Source organism: Streptomyces sp. NPDC026500, assembly GCF_055567635.1.
This window is the reverse complement of record NZ_JBVHQB010000020.1, coordinates 123,860-143,130: the sequence shown is the minus strand read 5'-3', so window position 1 is coordinate 143,130 and position 19,271 is coordinate 123,860. Positions and strand designations below refer to the sequence as shown.

At 73.1% G+C, this 19,271-nt stretch carries 10 protein-coding genes; 1 reads left to right on the top strand and 9 read right to left on the bottom strand.

From position 1 onward, the window contains the following. Nucleotides 1-50 precede the first annotated feature (50 nt). On the top strand, nucleotides 51-464 hold the full coding sequence (locus tag ACZ4N5_RS31340) for an organic hydroperoxide resistance protein (RefSeq protein ID WP_467760404.1): 414 nt from the start codon (nucleotides 51-53) through the stop codon (nucleotides 462-464). 19 nt (nucleotides 465-483) lie between these two features. Here the strand turns inward: ACZ4N5_RS31340 and ACZ4N5_RS31335 are convergent, their stop codons facing one another. The 9 genes from ACZ4N5_RS31335 to ACZ4N5_RS31295 form a co-directional block, all read right to left on the bottom strand. Next, nucleotides 484-2,172 carry a hypothetical protein gene (locus ACZ4N5_RS31335; RefSeq protein ID WP_467760403.1) on the bottom strand — a complete coding sequence of 563 codons (1,689 nt, stop codon included), beginning with the start codon at nucleotides 2,170-2,172 and terminating at the stop codon, nucleotides 484-486. A gap of 84 nt (nucleotides 2,173-2,256) precedes the next feature. Then, on the bottom strand, nucleotides 2,257-3,513 hold the full coding sequence (locus ACZ4N5_RS31330) for a hypothetical protein (protein ID WP_467760436.1): 1,257 nt from the start codon (nucleotides 3,511-3,513) through the stop codon (nucleotides 2,257-2,259). Between the two features lie 122 nt (nucleotides 3,514-3,635). Next, nucleotides 3,636-5,858, bottom strand: coding sequence for a bifunctional glycosyltransferase/CDP-glycerol:glycerophosphate glycerophosphotransferase (locus ACZ4N5_RS31325; protein WP_467760402.1), 2,223 nt, complete (start codon nucleotides 5,856-5,858; stop codon nucleotides 3,636-3,638). A 1-nt stretch (nucleotide 5,859) separates the two neighbouring features. Continuing rightward, nucleotides 5,860-8,019, bottom strand: a complete 2,160-nt coding sequence (locus ACZ4N5_RS31320; RefSeq protein WP_467760401.1) for a bifunctional glycosyltransferase/CDP-glycerol:glycerophosphate glycerophosphotransferase — start codon at nucleotides 8,017-8,019, stop codon at nucleotides 5,860-5,862. 124 nt (nucleotides 8,020-8,143) lie between these two features. Continuing rightward, a complete protein-coding gene (locus ACZ4N5_RS31315; RefSeq protein ID WP_467760400.1) occupies nucleotides 8,144-10,453 on the bottom strand; it encodes a bifunctional glycosyltransferase/CDP-glycerol:glycerophosphate glycerophosphotransferase in 2,310 nt (769 codons plus the stop codon). Between the two features lie 151 nt (nucleotides 10,454-10,604). After that, on the bottom strand, nucleotides 10,605-11,516 hold the full coding sequence (locus ACZ4N5_RS31310; protein WP_467760399.1) for a carbohydrate ABC transporter permease: 912 nt from the start codon (nucleotides 11,514-11,516) through the stop codon (nucleotides 10,605-10,607). Continuing rightward, complete coding sequence (locus tag ACZ4N5_RS31305) at nucleotides 11,513-12,853, bottom strand: carbohydrate ABC transporter permease (RefSeq protein WP_467760398.1); 1,341 nt, start codon at nucleotides 12,851-12,853, stop codon at nucleotides 11,513-11,515. Before ACZ4N5_RS31305 ends, ACZ4N5_RS31310 begins: the two co-directional genes overlap by 4 nt. A gap of 7 nt (nucleotides 12,854-12,860) precedes the next feature. Beyond that, nucleotides 12,861-14,270, bottom strand: coding sequence for an ABC transporter substrate-binding protein (locus tag ACZ4N5_RS31300; protein WP_467760397.1), 1,410 nt, complete (start codon nucleotides 14,268-14,270; stop codon nucleotides 12,861-12,863). A gap of 548 nt (nucleotides 14,271-14,818) precedes the next feature. Then, the gene (locus ACZ4N5_RS31295) at nucleotides 14,819-18,820 is read right to left on the bottom strand and encodes an FHA domain-containing protein (protein ID WP_467760396.1); all 4,002 of its coding nucleotides are present in this window, start codon (nucleotides 18,818-18,820) and stop codon (nucleotides 14,819-14,821) included. Nucleotides 18,821-19,271: the final 451 nt, after the last annotated feature.

Genomic DNA, 19,271 nt, shown 5'->3' with positions numbered 1-19,271 from the left:
GCCGGACCGGCGGTCCCCGCCAGGATTTCGACTTGAGAGGGATGGTCCCCATGGACGCGCTCTACACCGCTGTCGCCACCGCCACCCACGGCCGCGAGGGCCGCGCCGTCAGCTCCGACGGCACGCTCGACCTCCAGCTGGGCATTCCGGTGGAGATGGGCGGCAGCGGCCAGGGGACCAACCCCGAGCAGCTGTTCGCCGCCGGCTACGCCGCCTGTTTCGCGAGCGCCCTCGGCCTGGTCGGCCGCGCCGCCAAGGTCGACGTCAGCCAGGCCGCCGTGACCGGCGAGGTCGGCATCGGCAAGCAGGGCGAGGGCTTCGGCCTGGCCGTCACGCTCCGCGTCGAGCTGCCCGACACCGTGGACGAGGCGACCGGCCGCAAGCTGGTCGAGCAGGCCCACCAGGTCTGCCCCTACTCCAACGCGACCCGCGGCAACATCCCCGTCGAGCTCGTCATCGAGTAACTCGTCGTCGGGCGGCCCGTCATCGGGCAGGGCGGACCGCGGCACCGGCCTCCGTACCGGCCGCCGTGTCCGCGTCCGTGCCTGTGCGGGCACGGGCGCGGGTGCCCGTTTCCGGGCCGGACCCCGTGCCGATCCGGGCCAGCACCTCGCCGGTCTCCCGGCTCCACGCCACCACCGTCGCCTCCTCGGGCACCCGCCGCCAGCGCGTCAGCAGCAGCCAGCGGACGTGGTACCGGCGGGCGAGGGTGGTGCGCCCGGCCCGGGTCGAGGACGGGGCGAGGTAGGCGCGGACCGCCGCGAGCCTGCGCAGCCGCTCGCCCTCGTCGAGGGCGGGGTCGGGCCAGGCGGGCGCGGCGAGATCCGGGCCGTAACCCGCGATCAGATGGACGGAGTAGTACCCGTCCGCGATGACCGCCTCGCCGGGCCGGATGTGCCGTGCCGCCCAGTCGTACGTCGGCCAGCGCGGCGGCTGGTCGAAGCCGACCGGGTCGAGCGAGCGCGGCACCACCGCCCCCGCCTGCACGGTGAGGAAGCCGGCCAGCGCGCAGGCGGCCGCGACGCCGCCCAGCAGCCGCCGCCCCGGTCCCCACGGCCGGGACGCCGCCAGCTCCACTCCGAGCGCGAACTGGAGCGGCACCAGCGTCAGCCCCAGGATCCTGCCGTACGTGTAGTGCCCGCTCACCCAGCCGTACGCCACCGCCGCGCACTCCAGCGCGAACATCAGCACCAGGGGATCGCGCCAGCCGTGACCCTCGCTCCGCCGGGCGCGCCGGGCCCGGAGCCACAGTGCGGGCACCCCGGTCAGTGCCAGCCAGAAGTGTCCGGGCATCCCCTCGTACAGCCGCTCGTGCATGGCGTCCACGCTGCGGTCCCCGGTCAGCGCGAAGACGTCGAAGTACGGCCAGCCGTACGCGACGAGGAACGCCACCGCACCCGTCAGCAGCCACCGGCCCGCCACGGCCGGCCGCCATCCGCGCTGCCCGCCCGCCACGAACGCCACCGCGCCGAGCACAGCCGCGACCGACGTGATCGGATGCACGAGCAGGATCAGTCCGTACAGGGCGCCGAGAGCCGCGTACCCCCACCAGCTCCTGAGGCCGCTCGGGCCCACGTACCGGACGGGGCCGCCGGTGCCCGCCGCGCGCGTACCCGTGAACGCCCAGGCCCAGAAGGCCAGCCCGATGGCGAACGTCGAGGGATAGCCGAGGTTGCCGGTCATCGACATCAGCCCGAGGTAGCCGCTCCACCAGGCCCGCTCGGTGCCCCACAGCAGCACCATCGCGAACAGACAGAGGACCGGCGCCCAGCGGCGGGGTGTCAGCACCCGCGTGAAGCGGCCGATGCCGGTCAGCAGCACGAGCAGATTGACGGGCCCCGACAACCGCACCACCACCCAGCCGCCGAGACCGGTCAGCCGGGCGAAGGCGCCCTGTGCCACCGCGTACGGCGAGTAGTACGGGCTGCCCGCGCCCGGCAGGTCCGCCATCGGGTGCCGCGGGTGGAGCAGGTTCGCCCGCAGCCGTTCGACGACCGCCGCGTGCTGGCCCGCGTCGCAGCACAGCGGGATCCGCCAGTGGGCGAGCGTCATCACCAGCCAGAACAGGCCACCGAAGACCTGGTACGGCGTCGGACGCCAGGTGCCTTTGGCGCGCAGCGCGGTCGCACCGCGGACGGCCCCGCGCCGCCGGGAGACGACATCGGCGCTCATCGGGCGGCGGGGGAGACGGGAGTGGCGGTTTCCGGCATCTGCCGTATATGCCCGCCCGGATCGGCGGCCTAGCCCAAGATCACCTCATCGGGCGACCTCGGTGTCTCCGCGCGACTGCCCCGGAACCGTGCCGCCGAGCGCCCGCGCGCCCGGCAGGACGACCGCGTCGAGGAGCAGCGGAAGACCCACCGCCGGCAGCAGCCACAGCAGCACGATCAGCCGGGCGCCCCAGACGGTGATGTCGGGGTGCGCGGCCTGGTTGAGCACCCCGGTGCCCGCCGCCGCCAGCAGGAAACCGGCGAAGGCGGGGTGCCGGCGCAGCGCCCCCCACGCGGCCGCGACCACGGCCGTCAGGAACAGCGGCTCCCAGAACTGGCGGCGCACCCACTCCACCCAGAAGGCGACCTCCATATGGAGGAACTCCGACCACGGATGGGCGCGGTCGGGGCGCGCGTAGTGATCCGTCAGCAGGTCCTGCACGCTCTCCGACTCGGACGGGTAGTGCAGCGCCCTCGCGAGCAGCACGGTGGCCAGCACGCCGCAGCCCGCCACCACCCCGAGGGTCCGCAGCGGCCCGTCCAACCGGCGCCGGCGCGCCAGGAGCACCGCGCAGGCAGTGGTCAGGCACAGCCCGAGGAAGAGCGCCTGCGAGTGCTTCACCGTGAAGAGGACCGCCAGGGAACCGCCGACCAGCCAGATCCCGGCCCGCGCACGGCCTTCCAGTACCAGGGCGCAGCCCCACAGGGCCGCCAGGGTCACGGCCATCATCAGGCCCTCGGTCATCGGGCGCATCGCGGTCGTACCGCACGGCAGGACGTAGAAGAGCGCCTGCCCGGTCAGCGCCGCGCCGGTGGAGACGCGCAGGGTGCGCAGGACGAGGAAGAGGAGGACGCCCCCGGCCACCGTGACGGCGACCCCCGACGCCCACAGGCCCCACTTCACCCCCAGAGCCGTGATGAACGGCAGCAGCAGCACCGGATACCCGGGACGCGCCTCGAAGATCCGCATGAAGCGGGCCGACATGAACGGCACGGTGTGTCCCGCCGTCTGCCCGGCCGCGAGCCGCGCGGACACGCCCCGCCACTCGTCGCGCCGGCACTCCTCGATGACCTGCCGGGTCGGACTCGCGCGGTGGAAGCGCACCACGTCGACGGCCTGGTTGCGCCGGGCGACGGACGCCTTTCCCGCGCAGACGTAGTCGATCGTCAGCGCTGCGGCCTCCTGCTTGTTCTCGCCGCGCAGACTCAGCGCGTACGAGAGGTAGTTCTTGGTGTCGGGGGTGTCCCGGGAAGTGACGTTGGCGAGTTGGAGGACCGCGAAGACGACGGCGATCAGGATCACCCGGGCGCGGGCGGAGCGGGGTGTCCGCAGGACCCGCGCCCGGATCCGGCGGGAACGCGCGGTCACGGAGGAGCTCACGGTGTCGCTCGTGGTGTCGTTCACGTGGACCTTCACGGGGCCTTTCACCGGGCCGCCCATGAGGAGGTGAGGACGTCGTGGTCCGCCTTCGCGGGCCCCGGGACGACCGCCGCCCGTTCTGCGGCCCGTTCGCCGAGCATCAGCGTCCGCACCACCCGCTCGGCGGCCCGGCCGTCGTCGAACTCGCAGAACCGCGACCGGAATCCCGTCCGCCGCCGCGCCGACTCGCCGTCCTGCCAAGCCCCCGACGCGAACAGCCAAGCCAACTCCCGCTGCGAGCGGGCCACATGGCCCGGCGCGTCGGCCGTGATGTCGAAGTACGCGCCCCGGCTCGCCGCGTACGCGCCCCAGTCGTCCGTGAGGAGCACGATCGGCCGGTCCAGGTTGGCGTAGTCGAACATCAGGGCCGAGTAGTCGGTCACCAGGGCGTCGGAGGCGAGCATCAGATCCTCGACGCACGGTTCGTCGGTCGCGTCGACCACCTCGCCGCGCCGGTGCAGTTCGGCCAGCCCCATCCCGCGCGGCGGACCGTCCGCGAGCGAGGGATGCAGCCGAACGACAAGGGTGTGGTCCGCGCCGAGATCGTCCGCGAACCGGGCCAGGTCGAGACGGTCGACATGGCCGCCGCGGAGATAGTCGCGACGCGTCGGCGCGTACAGCACCACCCGGTTGCCGGCCGGGATCCCGAGACGGGCGCGGACCGCCGCCCCGTCCTCGGGCCGGGCCCGCACGAGGACGTCGTTGCGCGGGCTGCCGCTGCGCAGCGAGGTGAAGTGGCAGGGGTAGGCGCGGTCCCAGACCAGCTCCGAGTGCCGGTTGGCGACCAGGCTGTAGTCCCAGCGGTCGGCCCGGCGCAGCATCTGCGGCACATCGAGTCCGTGCCGGGCACCCGGCTTGTGCAGCAGGTCCGCGCCCATGTACTTCAGCGGAGTGCCCTGGTGGGTGTGGATGTGGACGCTGCCGGGGCGCTTGATCACGGAACCGGGCCAGTTGACGTTGTTCACGAAGTACGTGGCCCGCGCGGTGACCTGGCGGTAGCGCAGCGAGTCGAGGAGGACGTGCTCGGTCCCCGGCGGCAGCAGCGCGGCCTGCTCCTCGTCGCGCACCACCCACACTCCGCGCAGCTGCGGGGCGAGCTCCCGGGCCGCTGTGTACACCGCCGCGGGATCACCGAGGACCCCCCGGTGCGAGAACGCCGAGTACACCGCCAAGTGCGGGTCCAGCGGCCGGTGTTCGTGGACCGCGGACCAGCCGTGCTTGACGCGCGCGGCGACGATCCGGCGCGCCTGCTGCCCGCGCCGGCCGAGTTCCCGGCCCGCGCGGGCCGCCTGCCCGCGCACCCGGTAGCGCGTGAAACCACCCTCCAGGACGCGCAGTTCGGACGGCACGGGACCGCTCTTGTGCTTGCGGAAGAGCGCGGCCGTCAGCCGGAAGAACTCGGCCTTGTCCTCCTCCGGAAGCCGGTCCTCCTTGGAGAGGATGTCGAGGCAGTGCTCGCCCATCTTGTGGTGCAGATACGGGCGCCAGTCCGACAGGGCCGGGCGGGAATCGACGAACGCGAAGACCCGCTCGTACTGGTCGTGGATGTCGAAGTGCTTGCGGCTGGTGGTGGACAGGATGTTGCCCTGACGGCGCTGGCGGTAGGCCAGACAGATCCGGTCCAGCGTCGCGATCCGCTCCGCGCTGAGCATCACCGGGAACGTCCAGGGCGTGTCCTCGTAGTACCCGGGCGGGAAGGCGAAGCCCTCCCGTTCGACGAACGCGCGGCGGTAGACCTTGTTCCACACCACCATCAACAGGTCCAGGATCTCCGGGTGTTCGGCCGCCGAGAAGGTGCCGGCACCGGCCTCCGCGAGCACCCGCGCGAGCACGTTCCTGCGGGTGCCGCCCCACCAGTAGGTGCGCGCGTAGTCGAAGACCAGCACATCCGGGTCGGCGGTCTCGTCCAGGCGGTCGGCGACGGCGCGCAGCGCGCCCGGCGTGAGGGTGTCGTCGCTGTCGAGGAAGAAGAGGTAGTCCCCGCCGGCGAGCGGCATTCCGGCGTTGCGGGCGCGGCCGAGCCCCACGTTCTCCGGCAGGTGCAGCACCCGTACGCGCGGATCGCGGGCCGCGTACTCGTCGAGGATCGCGCCGCAGCCGTCCGGGGAACAGTCGTCGACGGCGATGACCTCGATGTCCGTGTACGACTGCTCCAGGACCGAGTCGAGGCACTCGCGAAGAAAGCCCTGCACCTTGAAGACGGGGACGATGATGCTGAAGCGGGGCACGTCAGCTCCTTACGAGGGTGGACGCGGCGGGAGCCGGGACGCGTTCGGCGAGCGGCAGGACGGGCGGGATCGCCTCGGGGGGTTCACCCAGCAGCACTCTGCGCACGACCCGCTCGGCGGCCCTGCCGTCGTCGAACTGGCAGAAGCGCTCCCGGAACCGGGCCCGCAGCGCGGCGGCGGCCGGATCCGCGTAGGAGCCGTCGGTGAAGAGCGCGGCCAGCTCTCCCGGGGTGCGCGCCACCCGGCCCGGCGGCTCCTCCATCACGTCGAAGTAGACGCCCCGCGTCTCCCGGTAGACCTCCCAGTCGTCCGCGTACACGACGATCGGGCGGTCGAGGTTGGCGTAGTCGAACATGATCGACGAGTAGTCCGTGATCAGCGCGTCGGCGGCCAGACAGACGTCCTCGGAGGACCGGTGCCCGGTCACGTCGATGATCCGCCCGGAGCCGCGCCCGCGCCCCTCGTCGTAGAAGTAGTGGGCGCGCAGCAGGACGACGAACTGCTCGCCGATCTCCTCGCAGAAGGCCTCCAGGTCGAGCCGGGACTCGAAGCCGGTGCTGTAGTCGCGGTGCGTGGGCGCGTACAGCAGCGCCGTCGTGCCCTCGGGCACCCCGAGCCGTTCGCGGACCTCGGCGACGTCCTCGGCGGTCGCCGTGCAGTAGACGTCGTTGCGCGGATAGCCGTACTCCAGCGCCTCGTAGCCGCCCGGGAAGGCCCGCTCCCACATCTGGGTGGAGTGCCGGTTGGAGGAGAGGTTGTAGTCCCAGCGGTCCACCCGGGACAGCAGCTTGGTGAAGCTGCCGGTCGCGGCGGCCACCACCGGATACGTCGACTGGTCGACGCCCATCTTCTTCAGCGGTGTGCCGTGCTGGGTCTGGACGTGGACGCTGCCGGGGCGTTTGACCACCCCGTCCGCGAAGTTGGCGTTGTTGACGAGGTACTTGGCGCGGGCCAGCACCTCCCAGCCGCGCCGGCTGCCGATCACCGCGTGCTCGATGTCCTTCGGCAGCGCGTCCACCGCCTCCGGCTCCACGAGGAACACCGAGCGGATGTGCGGGGCGAGTTCGCGGGCCTTGGCGTGGATCGCCGCCGGGTTGCAGGCGTAACCCCGGCCCCAGTAGGCGCAGTACACCGCGAGGTTCTCGTCGAGCGGGCGGCTCAGCTGGACGGTGTAGAGCGCGCGGGTGCGCAGCGTCCTCCCGCGGGGCACCCGCCGGGCCACCCCGGAGACGGCCCGGTTCGTGCCGCGCAGCGCACGGAACGCGCTGTACGCGCCCGCCGCGAGCAGCCGGTGCTGGACACCGAGACTGCCCGCCGGCACCCGGAATCCGGCAGGGCGGTGGCGCCGGTAGAGCTTGCCCGCCCGGCGGAAGAAGGCACGGCGGCGGCGCGCGGGCAGCCGGGCGGGGTGCGCCGCGGTCTTCAGGACCTGGGAGAAGAGCTGGCCGAACAGCGCCTTCGACCGGGCCGCCGGCAGGGTCTGTTCCGAGGCCCGGACGAGGACCCGTTCGACCTGGTCGAGGAGTTCGAAGTGGTGCTCGCCCGGCGCGTTGAGCCGGCTGCCCTGGCGGCGCAGGTGATGCCGTACGCAGACCGTGCGCAGCAGGGCCGACCGCTCGGCCGCCACCGTCACCAGACCGCCCCAGCCCGTGTCCGTGAAATGCCCTTCGGGGAAGGCGAGTCCGTGCTCGGCGATGAAGCCGCGGCGGTACGCGGCGCTCCACGCCGGAACGTGCACGCCCAGCACCTCCGGGGCCTTGTCGAGCGGGGGGACGCTCGGCTCGCCCTCCCACCAGTGCACCCGCTGATGCCCGAACCAGAGGACGTCCACATCGGCCGGGAGCCCCGCGTCCAGGGCGTCCAGCGCGCCCGGCAGCAGGTCGTCGTCGCCGTCGAGGAAGAGCACGTACGCGCCCTTCGCGGCCGCGATCCCGGCGTTGCGCGCCGCGCTCAGCCCGCCCGACGGCGGCGAATGGACCGGGGCCACCCGGGAGTCCCGCTCCGCGTACGCGGCGGCGACCGTCGCGGCGGGGGAGTCCGGCTCGTCGCAGACCGGGATCAGCTCGAAGTCGCCGAAGGACTGGGTCAGGACCGAGTCCAGCGCGCGGGCCAGTCGCCCGGCGACTTTGAAGGTGGGCACGATGACGCTGAAGCGGGGCATTCTGCTCTTTCTCTCAAGGGGCGCCGAACGGGGGGATTCATCGCCCGGGGCGCCCGGTCGGCCGCCAGGTGGAGGGCCGGGTGGGCGTGGGCCGCGACGGACTGGAGGGCACGCGGACTCCGGTTCAGAGGGTCTCGGTCACGGGAACGGCACCACCCTGAGCGGGAACGCTCCCGAGCGGCCGGGCGACGGCGGGGGTGCTCGCCGGCAGGGCGGAGCCCGCAACGCGGGGGAGGGACGCCGCGGCCGAGGGGACCGGGCGGCGCTCGGCCGGCGGGACGAACGGCGGCACCGAGGCCGTCTCGCCGAGCACCACGTGCCGTACCACGCGTTCGGCGGCGCGCCCGTCGTCGTACGGGCAGAACCGCTCGCGGAACGCGGCCCGCAGCTGCGCGGAGCGCGAGCCGCGCCAGTGACCGGTCGCGAAGATGTCGATCAGCTCGTCCTCGCTGCGCGCGACCGCGCCCGGCGGGAAGGCGCGCGGGTCGAAGTAGGTGCCGCGGGCCGCCTCGTACGCCTCCCAGTCGTCCGCGAGGACGACGATCGGCCGGTCCAGGACCGCGTAGTCGAACATCAGGGACGAGTAGTCGGTGACCAGTACGTCCGAGGCGAGGCACAGCGACTCGATGCTCGGATGCCCCGACACGTCGATCAGCCGGCCGCCCGCCGTGTCCGTGAGCGGCGCCCCGTACGTGTGATGGGCGCGGGTCAGCACCACGAAGCGCGGACCCAGCCGGCGCAGCACCCGCTCCAGGTCCAGGGCGCGGCGCTGGGTGCGCCGGTAGTCGCGGTAGGTCGGCGCGTACAGCACGGCTACCGCGCCCGCGGGGATGCCGAGCGACTCGCGCATCCCCTCCACGTCGGCCGAAGTCGCCTGCTGGAAGACGTCGTTGCGCGGCAGCCCGTACTCCAGCGTCGTGTACGAGGAGGGGAACGCGCGCTCCCAGACCAGCGTGGAGTGGCGGTTGGCGGACAGGCAGTAGTCCCACTTGTCGGCGCTGCGCAGCAGTTCGGCGAAGTCGGTGCCGCGCGCGGCGGCCGGGCGGTCCTGGAGGTCGAGCCCCATCCGCTTGAGCGGCGTCCCGTGCTGCGTCTGGATCATGATCTGGCCGGGCCGCTTGACCAGCCGCCGGTCGAAGTTGACGTTGTTCACCAGGTACTTGGATCGGGCGAGCGCCGTCCAGTAACCCGCCGTGCCGGGACGCAGCCGGGCCGTCGCGGCCGGGATCGTGTCGTGGTGTTCGGCGTGCGCGATCCACGCCGTGCGGATGTGCGGCGCGAAACTGCGGAACGCGGACTCCAGGGCCCCCGGATTGCAGCCGTGGCCCCGGCCCCAGTAGCTGGAGAACACGGCACGGTCGGCGCGCAGCGGGAGACGGAGCTGCACGCGGTAGTGGAACCGGAGCGCGGCGCCGCGCACCGCGCGCAGCAGCCCGGCGGTCAGCCGAACGGCTCTCTTGCGGATCCGCGACAGGAAGGAGAACAGACGGTACGTGCGATGCGTGCCGAGCCCGACCAGCGCGTGCCGCAGGCGGGTGCGCGGGCCGGCCGGTGCGCCCGGGACGCGGTAACGGCGGTAGTACGCACGGGCCTTGCGCAGGAATTCGGCCCGGGCGGCGCGCGGCAGCCGGCCCCGCTTCACGAACACCGTGGCGAAGTGGTCGACCATGCGCCGGAACAGCACCGGGCGCCACCGGTCCAGCTCCGGGTGCGCGTCGACATGCGCGAAGACGCGGTCGTACTGCTCGAAGACGTCGAAATGCTTACGGCTGCTGGTGCCGAGGATGCTGCCGTGCCGCCGCTGGCGGTAGTGCACACAGACCCGGTCGAGGGTGGCGATCGTCTCGGCGGACAGCAGCGCCGGATACGTCCAGGGCGTGTCCTCGTAGTACCCGGGCGGGAAGGTGAGGCTCGCCCGCTCGACGAACTCCCGGCGGTACGCCTTGTTCCACACCACCATCAGCAGCCGGAGCAGTCCGGGCCGCTCGTCCAGCCGGAACGGTGCCGGGCCCTCCTCGGTCAGCTGCGCCGAGACCTGGTTCCGAACGACCTCGCCCGACCAGAACGTACGCGCGTAGTCGTAGACCAGGACGTCCGGTTCGCCGGTCTCCTTCAGCCGGTCGGCGATGGCCCGCAGCGCGTCCGGAGTGAGACTGTCGTCGCTGTCCAGGAAGATCAGGTAGTCGCCGGTGGCGCGTTCGAGACCGGCGTTGCGGGCGCGCCCGAGCCCCACGTTCTCCGGCAGGTGCACGGCGAGGACGCGGGCGTCGCGGGCCGCGAACTCGTCGATGACGGCCCCGCAGGCGTCGGGCGAACAGTCGTCGACCGCGATGAGTTCGAGATCCAGGTAGGACTGTTCGAGGACGGATTCAAGGCACTCGTGCAGGTACGCCTGAACCTTGTACACGGGGACGATGACACTGAACCTGGGCACGGGACATCCATGGGTCGGCGCGGGCATACCTGCCCGGAAACGGCCGAAGGGGTGACTTGGTTACGCCAGATGTGGCATCCGGGGGATGCCGGGTGAACGGCGAGGGGCGGGCCGGTGTCCGGCCCGCCCCTCAAACGCTGCTGGGATCGGCCTACTTGACCGCGCCCGCCATCACTCCGGACACGAACTGCCGCTGGAACGCGAAGAACACGGCCAGCGGGATCACCATCGAGATGAAGGCGCCGGGCGCCAGCACGTCGATGTTGTTGCCGAACTGGCGTACCTGCGTCTGGAGGGCGACCGTGATGGGCTGGCTCCCCGAGTCGGAGAACACCAGCGCGACCAGCATGTCGTTCCACACCCACAGGAACTGGAAGATCCCCAGCGAGGCGATGGCAGGGCCGCCGAGCGGCATCACGACCCGTACGAACAGGCGCAGTTCACCCGCGCCGTCCAGCCGGGCCGCCTCCAGGAGCTCCCGCGGGATCTCCGCGAAGAAGTTCCGCAGCAGGAACACCGCGAAGGGCAGGCCGTATCCGACGTGGAAGAGGACCACGCCGGTGATCGACCCGAAGATGCCGATCTTCCCGAAGAGTTCGGCGATCGGGATCAGCGCCACCTGCACCGGAACGACCAGCAGCCCGACCACGCCGAGGAACCACCAGTCGCGGCCCGGGAACTCCATCCAGGCGAAGGCGTAGCCCGCGAGCGAGCCGATGACGACGACCAGGAGGGTCGCCGGGACCGTGATCAGCACGGTGTTGAGCAGCGAGTTGGTGATGTCGCTGTTCTCCAGGAGCTTCTGGTAGCTGTCCACGGTGAGCTGCGAGGGAGCGCTGAACACCTTCCACCAGCCGCTCGCGCTCATGTCTTCGGGCCTGCGCAGCGACGACAGCAGGAGCCCGATCGTCGGCACCAGCCAGAACAGGCCGACGAGCAGCAGGAAGACACGGACGACGCCCCCGCTGACACCGCTCGCGATCCGTGAACCGAGCGAGGGCCTCGCCCTGTTCACCGCCGCGGCGGGCACGGTCTCCGCCAGCCGTCCGGCATGCGTGGTCATCGCCGCACCTCCCGCCTGAGCCGCCGTACGTTGAACAGCATCACCGGGATCACCAGGAGAAGCAGGAACACCGCGATGGCGCTCGCGATGCCCGGCTGATCCTCCGAGAAGCCCTTGCGGTACAGCTCCAGGGCCAGCACGTTCGCGTCGTCCTGGGAGGAGCCCGGCGCGATGATGAAGACCAGGTCGAAGACCTTCAGCACGTTGATCATCAGGGTCACGGCGACCACCGCGAGCACCGGCGCGAGCAGCGGCACGGTGACCCTGCGGAACACCTGCCACTCGTTCGCCCCGTCGACCCTGGCCGCCTCGAGCAGTTCGCGCGGCACGCCCGCGAGCCCCGCCGCGATCAGCACCATCGCGAAGCCCGCCCACATCCAGACGTACGAACCGATGATGGCCGGGGTGACCAGGGACGGGCCGAGCCAGTCGACGCCGTTGTACGGCTCCTTGAAGTTGCTCGCCGGGAGCCGCAGCCTGGCTCCGTCCGCCGTGCCCGAGAGCGAGAACGTGCCGTCGTCACCGACCTTCGCCGTGTCGACGACCTTGCCGTCCTTGACTGCCTCGATCCTCATCCCGGAGTAGCCCAGCTCGCCCGGGTCCACCTGGCCGAGCCGGCCGACGCCCTTGCCGCGGGTGAAGTCCTGCCATGCCGTCCCGGTGATCCTGCCCGGCTCGGACGCGGCCCGGACGGCCTTCTTGGCGCCACCCGGCATCTGGTCCGGGGCGACACCGACGAGCGGGAGGGTGACGGGCTGTCCGGTGTGCACGGCCCCCCGGGTGATGAATCCGCCGTTCTCGGCCTCCAGCGGCGACTGCCGGCCCGGATGGGCCTTCGGGAACGCCGACGACGGGGCGAAGGTGTCGTGCACCCCCACCCACACCGCGTTCGCGACGCCCTTGGCCGGATCCTGGTCGTACACCAGCCGGAAGATGATGCCCGCCGCGAGCATCGAGATCGCCATCGGCATGAAGACGACCAGCTTGAACGCCGTTCCCCAGCGCACCCGTTCGGTGAGCACCGCGAAGATGAGCCCCAGGGCGGTCGCGACCGTCGGGGCGAACACCACCCAGATGATGTTGTTCTTGAGCGCGGTGCGGATGCCGTCGTCGGTGAACAGCGCCTTGTAATTGTCGAACCCGGCGAACCCCTCGCCCTGTTGGTCGTAGAAGCTGCGGACGACCGAGTACCCGATCGGGTAGACCACGAGCGCGCCGAGCAGCACCAGGGCGGGCAGCAGGAACAGCGCCACCACCGTCCTGCGGGTCCCGGTCACGCTCTTGCGTGTACGGGCCGGGGGCACCGGTGCGGTGCCTCCGGCCGTTGCCGACGTCATGGCCGGATCAGCCCTTGTAGGCCGCTGCGGCGTCCGATTCGAGCTTCGCCTGTGTCCCCGCCACGTTCTTCGGGTTCTTCAGGAAGTCCTGCAGGTCCTTCCACTCGCCCTTGCCGGGCGTTCCGCCGAAGGCCTGCGGTGCCTGGTCGGACATGTCGAAGCGGAAGTCGTCGCCCGCCGCGATCAGCGCCCTGGCCATGGACTGCTGGACAGCGTTCGGATAGGCGGAGTCGGCCACGTTCTTGTCGGGGGAGAGATAGCCGCCGAGCTTCGCCCAGATCGTCGCCGCGTCGGGCGAGGCGAGGAAGGTCAGCAGCGCCTGGCCCGCCTTGGACTCCTTCAGCAGCACGGCCGCGTCGCCGCCGCTCACCACGGGCGCCTTGTCGCCCACGGCCGGGAACGGGAACACCTTCGCGTCCGTCCCGATCTTCGCCTTGGTCTCCGCGATGTTGACGCCCACGAAGTCACCCTCGAAGACCATGCCCGCCTTCGGCTGGTCGCCGCCGGTGAACGTCTGGGTCACCGAGGCCGGGAACTCCGTCTGGAGGGCGCCGTCCGCGCCGCCCGCGACGAAGTTCTTGTTGCCCCACACCTGGGCGAGCGTGGTCAGCGCGTCCTTCACGGACGGATCCGTCCACTTGATCTTGTGCTGTGCGAGCTGGTCGTACTTCTCGGGTCCCGCCTGGGAGAGATAGATGTTCTCGAACCAGTCGGTGAGCGTCCAGCCGTCGGCGCCGCCGACCGAGACGGGGGTGACCCCGGAGTCGTAGATCGTCTGCGCGGCGGTCAGGAACTCCTTCCAGGTCTTGGGCTCCTTGGCCCCCGCGTTCTCGAAGACCTTGGTGTTGTACCAGACCAGCGACTTGTTGGCGGCCTTGAAGTACACGGCGTACTGCTTGCCGTCGACCTTGCCGAGGTCCTGCCAGCCCTGTGAGTAGTTCTTCGTCAACTGCGCCTGCGCGTCCGCGCCGACGGGCTTGGCCCACTTCTTCTCGACGGCCTGCTTGACCGCGCCGACCTGGGGGAGCAGCGCCACGTCCGGGGGCGCTCCGCCCGCGATCTTCGAACCGAGGAAGTTGATGATCGGGTCCTGCGCCGGTACGAAGGTGACCTTCGCGCCCGTGCGCTTCTCGAACTCCGCGAGCACCTTCTTGAAGTTGGCCTGTTCCGCCCCGGTCCACACGGCGGCGACTTCCAGGGTGGCGCCGTCGAGCTTGGGGAGGGTGACGGAGCCCGCGCCGGCGCCACTGCTCTCCGTGCCCTTGTCGTTTCCCTTGCCCTTGTCGTCGTTGCCGCCACCGCACGCCGTGAGCGTGAGAGCACCCGCGACGACGGCGGCCGCGGCGGCCTGTGCGGCTCTGCGCGAGCGGCGCGTGGAGTGATCGGGCGACCTGCGTATCTGAGGATTGCTGCGCATCACTGCCCCGTTCTTCGTTCTTCGTTGAACGTCAAAGCGGCTGCCCCGTGCGCTCCGGTCTACGCCAGGTCGCTCGGGGGCGGCAAGACCGCCGGTGCTGTCAAGTGGGCGATCGTGATTGGGTCGTGACGTGGGGTCACGGATGCCGAAGCGTGCCGAAGGGGCGAGCAGGCCTTCCCCGTGGCCCCGGTCCGCGTACAGCGACGGGACCCGCGCGGTGACGCGCGAGTCCCGAAGAATCCCCGTGACGTGCGGGCCGAAGGTCCGCGCATCCCGTGACGCGCGGGCCGAAGCGGTGCCGGTCCGGTGACGTGTGGGCCGAAGTGGTGCCGGTCCGGTGACGCGCGGACCCAAGCGGTGCCGGTCCCGTGACGTGTGGGCTAGGGCATGTCTGGCGGTTCCCGCCGGGCCCGCGGCCCCTGGCCGCACCGCGCCTCGCCGCGTTGTCGGGCACGCCCGAGTACGCCCGGTACGAGGGCGACCCTCCGCCTTGCGATGCAGGGCACCAGACGCCGGGGCCCGATCCGACGTGAAGTGTCAGACAGGCCCTAGAGCAGTGAGGGCACCTCGACCGCGGAGACGGAACGCGCGGCTCGCTCCAGGGCGCTGGCGAGCAGAGCCAGGTCCGTGGGTCCGTTTCCCAGCTCGCGGACCGGGCGGCGGGCCGGCGGGTCGCCCATGCGGTGCCACTCCAGGGGGACGACCGTGGGGCGGAGTGTGGCCGTACGGGGAATGCGCCCGGTCACCCGCCCGCCCTGGAACGGTGTCTCCCGGCCGTCCGGACGGAGCAGCCGGCCCCGCCCGGGGGCGGGTTCCTCGGGCCCGGGCAGCGGTGCGTCGAGCGTGACGCGCAGCGCGGCGGAACGCGCCAGTTCCGACGCCGCCGTACGGCCGCCGACCCCGGACGCCGCCACGAGGTGCACCCCGAGCCGGTCCCCTTCCCGGGCGACGGCCTCCAGAGCCCGGACGACCGAACCGGCAGCCGGGCGTCCCGGGGATCCGAGCGGCGGTGACAGCAGGGCGTCCAGGTCGTCGACGACCACGACCAGGCGGGCCAGCGCCGGCCCCGGCTCCGTCCGCTGCCGCGCGGCGGCGGGCCGCAGCCGCAGCGTCGAGCTGGGCGGTGTGTCGAGGTCAGAGGCGCCCAGGGACGAGTTCGCGCCCGACGAGGGCCCGGCGGAGCGCTGGGCCACGATCCGGCCGGGCACCGTGCGCCCCGCGTGCCACTCGGCGAAGCCGAGCCTGCCCAGCAGCTCGGACCGCCGCTTCAGCTCCGCACTCAGCGACTGCGCGAACTCCCGCATCCGAACAGGGTCGTTGGCCGTGAGATGGGTGGTGACGTGCGGCAGGTCCGTGCAGACCTGAAGCCCTTCCCCGCCGTTCGCCGCGCCATGGCCTCCCGTGCCGTCGCGTCCGTCCATCAGGACTATTCCGAGCCGGTCGGGCCGCTCGGCGGCGGCGAGGGACGCGGCGACCGAGCGCAGCAGTTCCGTACGGCCGCTGCCGGGCGGCCCCTCGATCAGCAGGTGCGGGCCCTCGACGGGCAGGTCGACGGCGACGGGTCCGCGCGGTCCGGCGCCGAGCACGGCCCGCGCCCGGCCGCCGAACGCCTCGGAGTCGTCCGCGGCGTCCGCCCAACGCGCCATCAGGGAGGCGGGGGTGGCCCGCGCCAGCCCCAACTCGTCGAGCAGGCGCGCCATCTGGGGCAAGGGCGCCGAGACGCGCGTGTGCCGGTCCCCGAGCGCTCCGTCCGTCCGCAGGGGCGCGAGGGACCGGGCGAACCGCTCGGCCCAGGCGAGGGACACGGCGTCCACGGCGGCGACGGTGCCGTGCCCCACTGGGCCGCGCGGCAGCTGTCCGGCCGTTCCGGAGGACGTACGGCCCGTGCGCGGCGCGGTGGCGTCGGCGGGTCCGGCCGTGCCTGCGGGACCCGTTCGCCTTGCGGATCCGGGGTGCGGGATGCCCGTGTGGGTGGATCCGTCCTGCCGGGGGCCGGAGTGCGACGGCGCCGTGTGCGCGGGCCCGGAGCGCGGTGATCCGGTGTGCGCGGGCCCGGTGGGTCCCCGTCCGCCGCGGTCGGGTCCGGCGCCGTCGAGTCCGCCGTACCGGGAGTCGGTGTGGAAGGACCCGGCGCGCGGCGCTCCGTCCGGGGCGCGCTCGCCCGAACCGCCCGGTGCCACCCGCATCAGCCGCAGTGCCGTGGCCACGTCGCCGCTGAGCAGCGCCACCGCCCCGCACTCGCGGAAGGCCGGCGAGGCCTCGCAGGCCGCTTCGTACGTCTCCGTCACCGGCGACGCGGGCGACGCCGCCGCGGTCTCGGCGAGGCACACCAGATGGATTCCGGCCCGCGAGCCCTCGTGCGCGAGGCGCATCACGGCCTCCCGCAGGTCGGCGCCCCCGGGGTCCCCGTCCACGACGACCACCGTGTACGGGCCGTCGTAGCCGTCGTCCGTGCCGTCCTCCCGCGCCCAGGAGGGCCGCCGCAGCGCGCCCCGCGGGCCGTCGTCGGCGACCGGGGCGACGCGCTCGCCGTCGTCGTGCGTCCCGGACCGGGCGGCCGGAACCGTCCCGCCGGCGCTTCTGGGCAGCGGGTCACGGCCGCCCGGCGCGCCCACCGCCTCCGCCAGGTGGTCCTCCAGGCGGCGCAGGAGTTCGTCGGTGCGGGCCGCCGCCTGCTCGCGGTCGTACGCGAGGAGGAGTCGGCAGTCCTGGCCGTGGGCGGGGCGCAGATGGGGGAGCCAGCCGAGCCAGGACCACTCGGCGCTGCGCTCCTCCACCGTGCGGGCCCGGTCGGTGCTGATGAGGACGATTTCCAGGGTGTCGGGGGAGTGCAGCGCCGCGAGCTGCGCGACGACCGCGCGGGCCAGCCCCGCGAGACGCGCGCGCGGTCCGGCCAGGCCCAGTGAGCCGGCCTCCCGCAGCCCGGCGGTCACCGGTACCGCGGGGAGCAGGCCCGAGCCGTCCGGCGCCGTCCGGTCGGCCGTGCCCAGACGCACCGTCAGCGCCTCGGGGTGTCCGGGGCCCCGCTCCCACAGCCGGGGACCCGGACCCAGCGCGGTGAGCAGCAGCGTCGCCGGGTCGGGCCAGCTCTCGGGCGACCGCCTCACGGCGGGAGGGAGTTCGTCCACCGCGACGGTTCCGTCGTCGTACGCCTCCTGCGCGGTCCCGGCCGGTCCTCCGCGGCCGCCGGCCAGACGCCGGGCCCACGCACCGATGCCGCCCCGCCTGCGCACCCCCGGCGGGATGTCCGTGCCGCGCGGCGGCGTGCCTTTGCGTGCACCCGGGAGGCCCGGTCCGAGGGTGCCGGACGCGTCGGCGGCCCCGGGGGCGAAGGTCCCCGCTGCGGCGGCCTCCGTCCCGGGCCGTTCACCGGGGGTCTCCGTGGGACCGTCGGGGCGACCCGCCCCGCGCGTGGACGCGCCGGGGCCGGAACCGCGGCCCGCCGCCGTCGCGCCCCGCGGCTTGCTCTCGATCCGGGGTGCCCCGCCCTGTTCCGGCACGGCCAGGGGCACCGCCCGTCCGTGCTCCAGCGCTCCGGGGACGCCGCCACCGGAGGCCCCCCACTCCGCGGTCCCGTAGGCGTGGTGCGTCTCGCCCACCGGCGGAAGGGCACCTCCCTGCGCGAGGGAGGCGCTCTCCCCGCGCGCGTGGGGCACGGCACCGCGCGGGGGCTGCGCGCCCTGCGGGGAACCCGGCGAAGCGGAGGAGGGCGTGTTCGGCGCGGTGGCGGAGCCGCCCCGCGAGACCTCCGCGGGGGAGCGGACCGGAGGCGCGGAGGCCGTGTCCGGCCGGGCGGCGGTGCCGGCGCCCGCCGGGTCGCCGTGCCCGTCGAACCCGTCGACCCCGGAGCGGCCGTCCTCGGCCGACCCGGCCCGCACCCTTACATGGCCTTCGCCGTCCGGAGCCGTCTCCACGACGCCCGGACCTCCCGGCGGGGCGAGCCGCAGGGCGGACTCGCCGACGCGCAGCAGGGCGCCCTCCGCGAAGGGGACCGGGCGGCTGCCGACGCGGGAGCCGTCGAGCGTCGTGCCGTTCGTGGAGCCGATGTCGGCGACCGAGACGCGGCCCTCGGGGGTGACGGTGACCGCGCAGTGCAGGCGGGACACGTCGGGGTCGTCCAGGGGTACGTCGGCGTCCGCGGAGCGGCCGACGCGGATCTGGCCGCCGTGCAGCAGATGCACGCCGCCGGCGTCGGGTCCCCCGACCACGTGGAGCTGGGCCGAGACGCCGTCCAGGTCGGGACCGGGCTCGGCGGGTGCGCCCAGACAGAGCACGGCGCCGTCGGTCAGCGGTGGCTCACCGAGGGTGCAGCGCTGGGCGTCGAGCCGCTCGGCGCCCGCGTAGAGCACGATCTGGCCCCCGCCGGGCTCACGGCCCCGCTCGCCCTGGGAGGCACCCCCGCTTCCCCCGACCGCCGCGGCCAGCCCCGACGCGACCGCGGCCAGCGCCGTCCCGGCGGGCGCGGTGACCAGCACATCGCAGGCGGTGGCTCGCCCCCGCGGCTCCGAGGGCGGGCCCAGCGGGTCTACGACGGTCAGCCGGATCTGCATCGCCGTCAGGGGTCCCTTCCGCGCAGGTGTCCGCGACGAGAACGAGGCTGCGCTGCGGTCCCCCACCGCAGATCCCCCCACCGCACACGGGCACGTCGGCCAGTACTGGGGGCATCCTCGCACCTGCCACCGACAACACGCCCGCCCCCCACCCGTAAGTGATCTTGATTGGTCGGCTCTGCCCGTAAAAGTGCCTGACCAGTGCCCGGCGGCTGTCCGCTTGAGATCGGTCACGCCCGGCCCCGGCAACCAAGTGACCGGAGTGAGCGTCTTTCCGTCGAACACGAGCGAGCGACTTTCCGTGGGCCGTCGAACATCGACGGGAGTGCATACGTAAGCGCTTATGCGGACCACAGGTGCGCATGGGACCTATGGGAAAGCACACGAGGAGGACAGCCCTGTGCTGGGCAGGGCGGCACTACAGTGGGTCGGAAACTCCTGTACCACGGTG

Coding starts and splice junctions, on each gene's coding strand:
- ACZ4N5_RS31335 (WP_467760403.1), bottom strand. CDS start 2,172: ATGAGCGCCGATGTCGTCTCCCGGCGGCGCGGGGCCGTCCGCGGTGCG.
- ACZ4N5_RS31300 (WP_467760397.1), bottom strand. CDS start 14,270: ATGCGCAGCAATCCTCAGATACGCAGGTCGCCCGATCACTCCACGCGC.
- ACZ4N5_RS31340 (WP_467760404.1), top strand. CDS start 51: ATGGACGCGCTCTACACCGCTGTCGCCACCGCCACCCACGGCCGCGAG.
- ACZ4N5_RS31295 (WP_467760396.1), bottom strand. CDS start 18,820: ATGCAGATCCGGCTGACCGTCGTAGACCCGCTGGGCCCGCCCTCGGAG.
- ACZ4N5_RS31305 (WP_467760398.1), bottom strand. CDS start 12,853: ATGACGTCGGCAACGGCCGGAGGCACCGCACCGGTGCCCCCGGCCCGT.
- ACZ4N5_RS31320 (WP_467760401.1), bottom strand. CDS start 8,019: ATGCCCCGCTTCAGCGTCATCGTGCCCACCTTCAAAGTCGCCGGGCGA.
- ACZ4N5_RS31310 (WP_467760399.1), bottom strand. CDS start 11,516: ATGACCACGCATGCCGGACGGCTGGCGGAGACCGTGCCCGCCGCGGCG.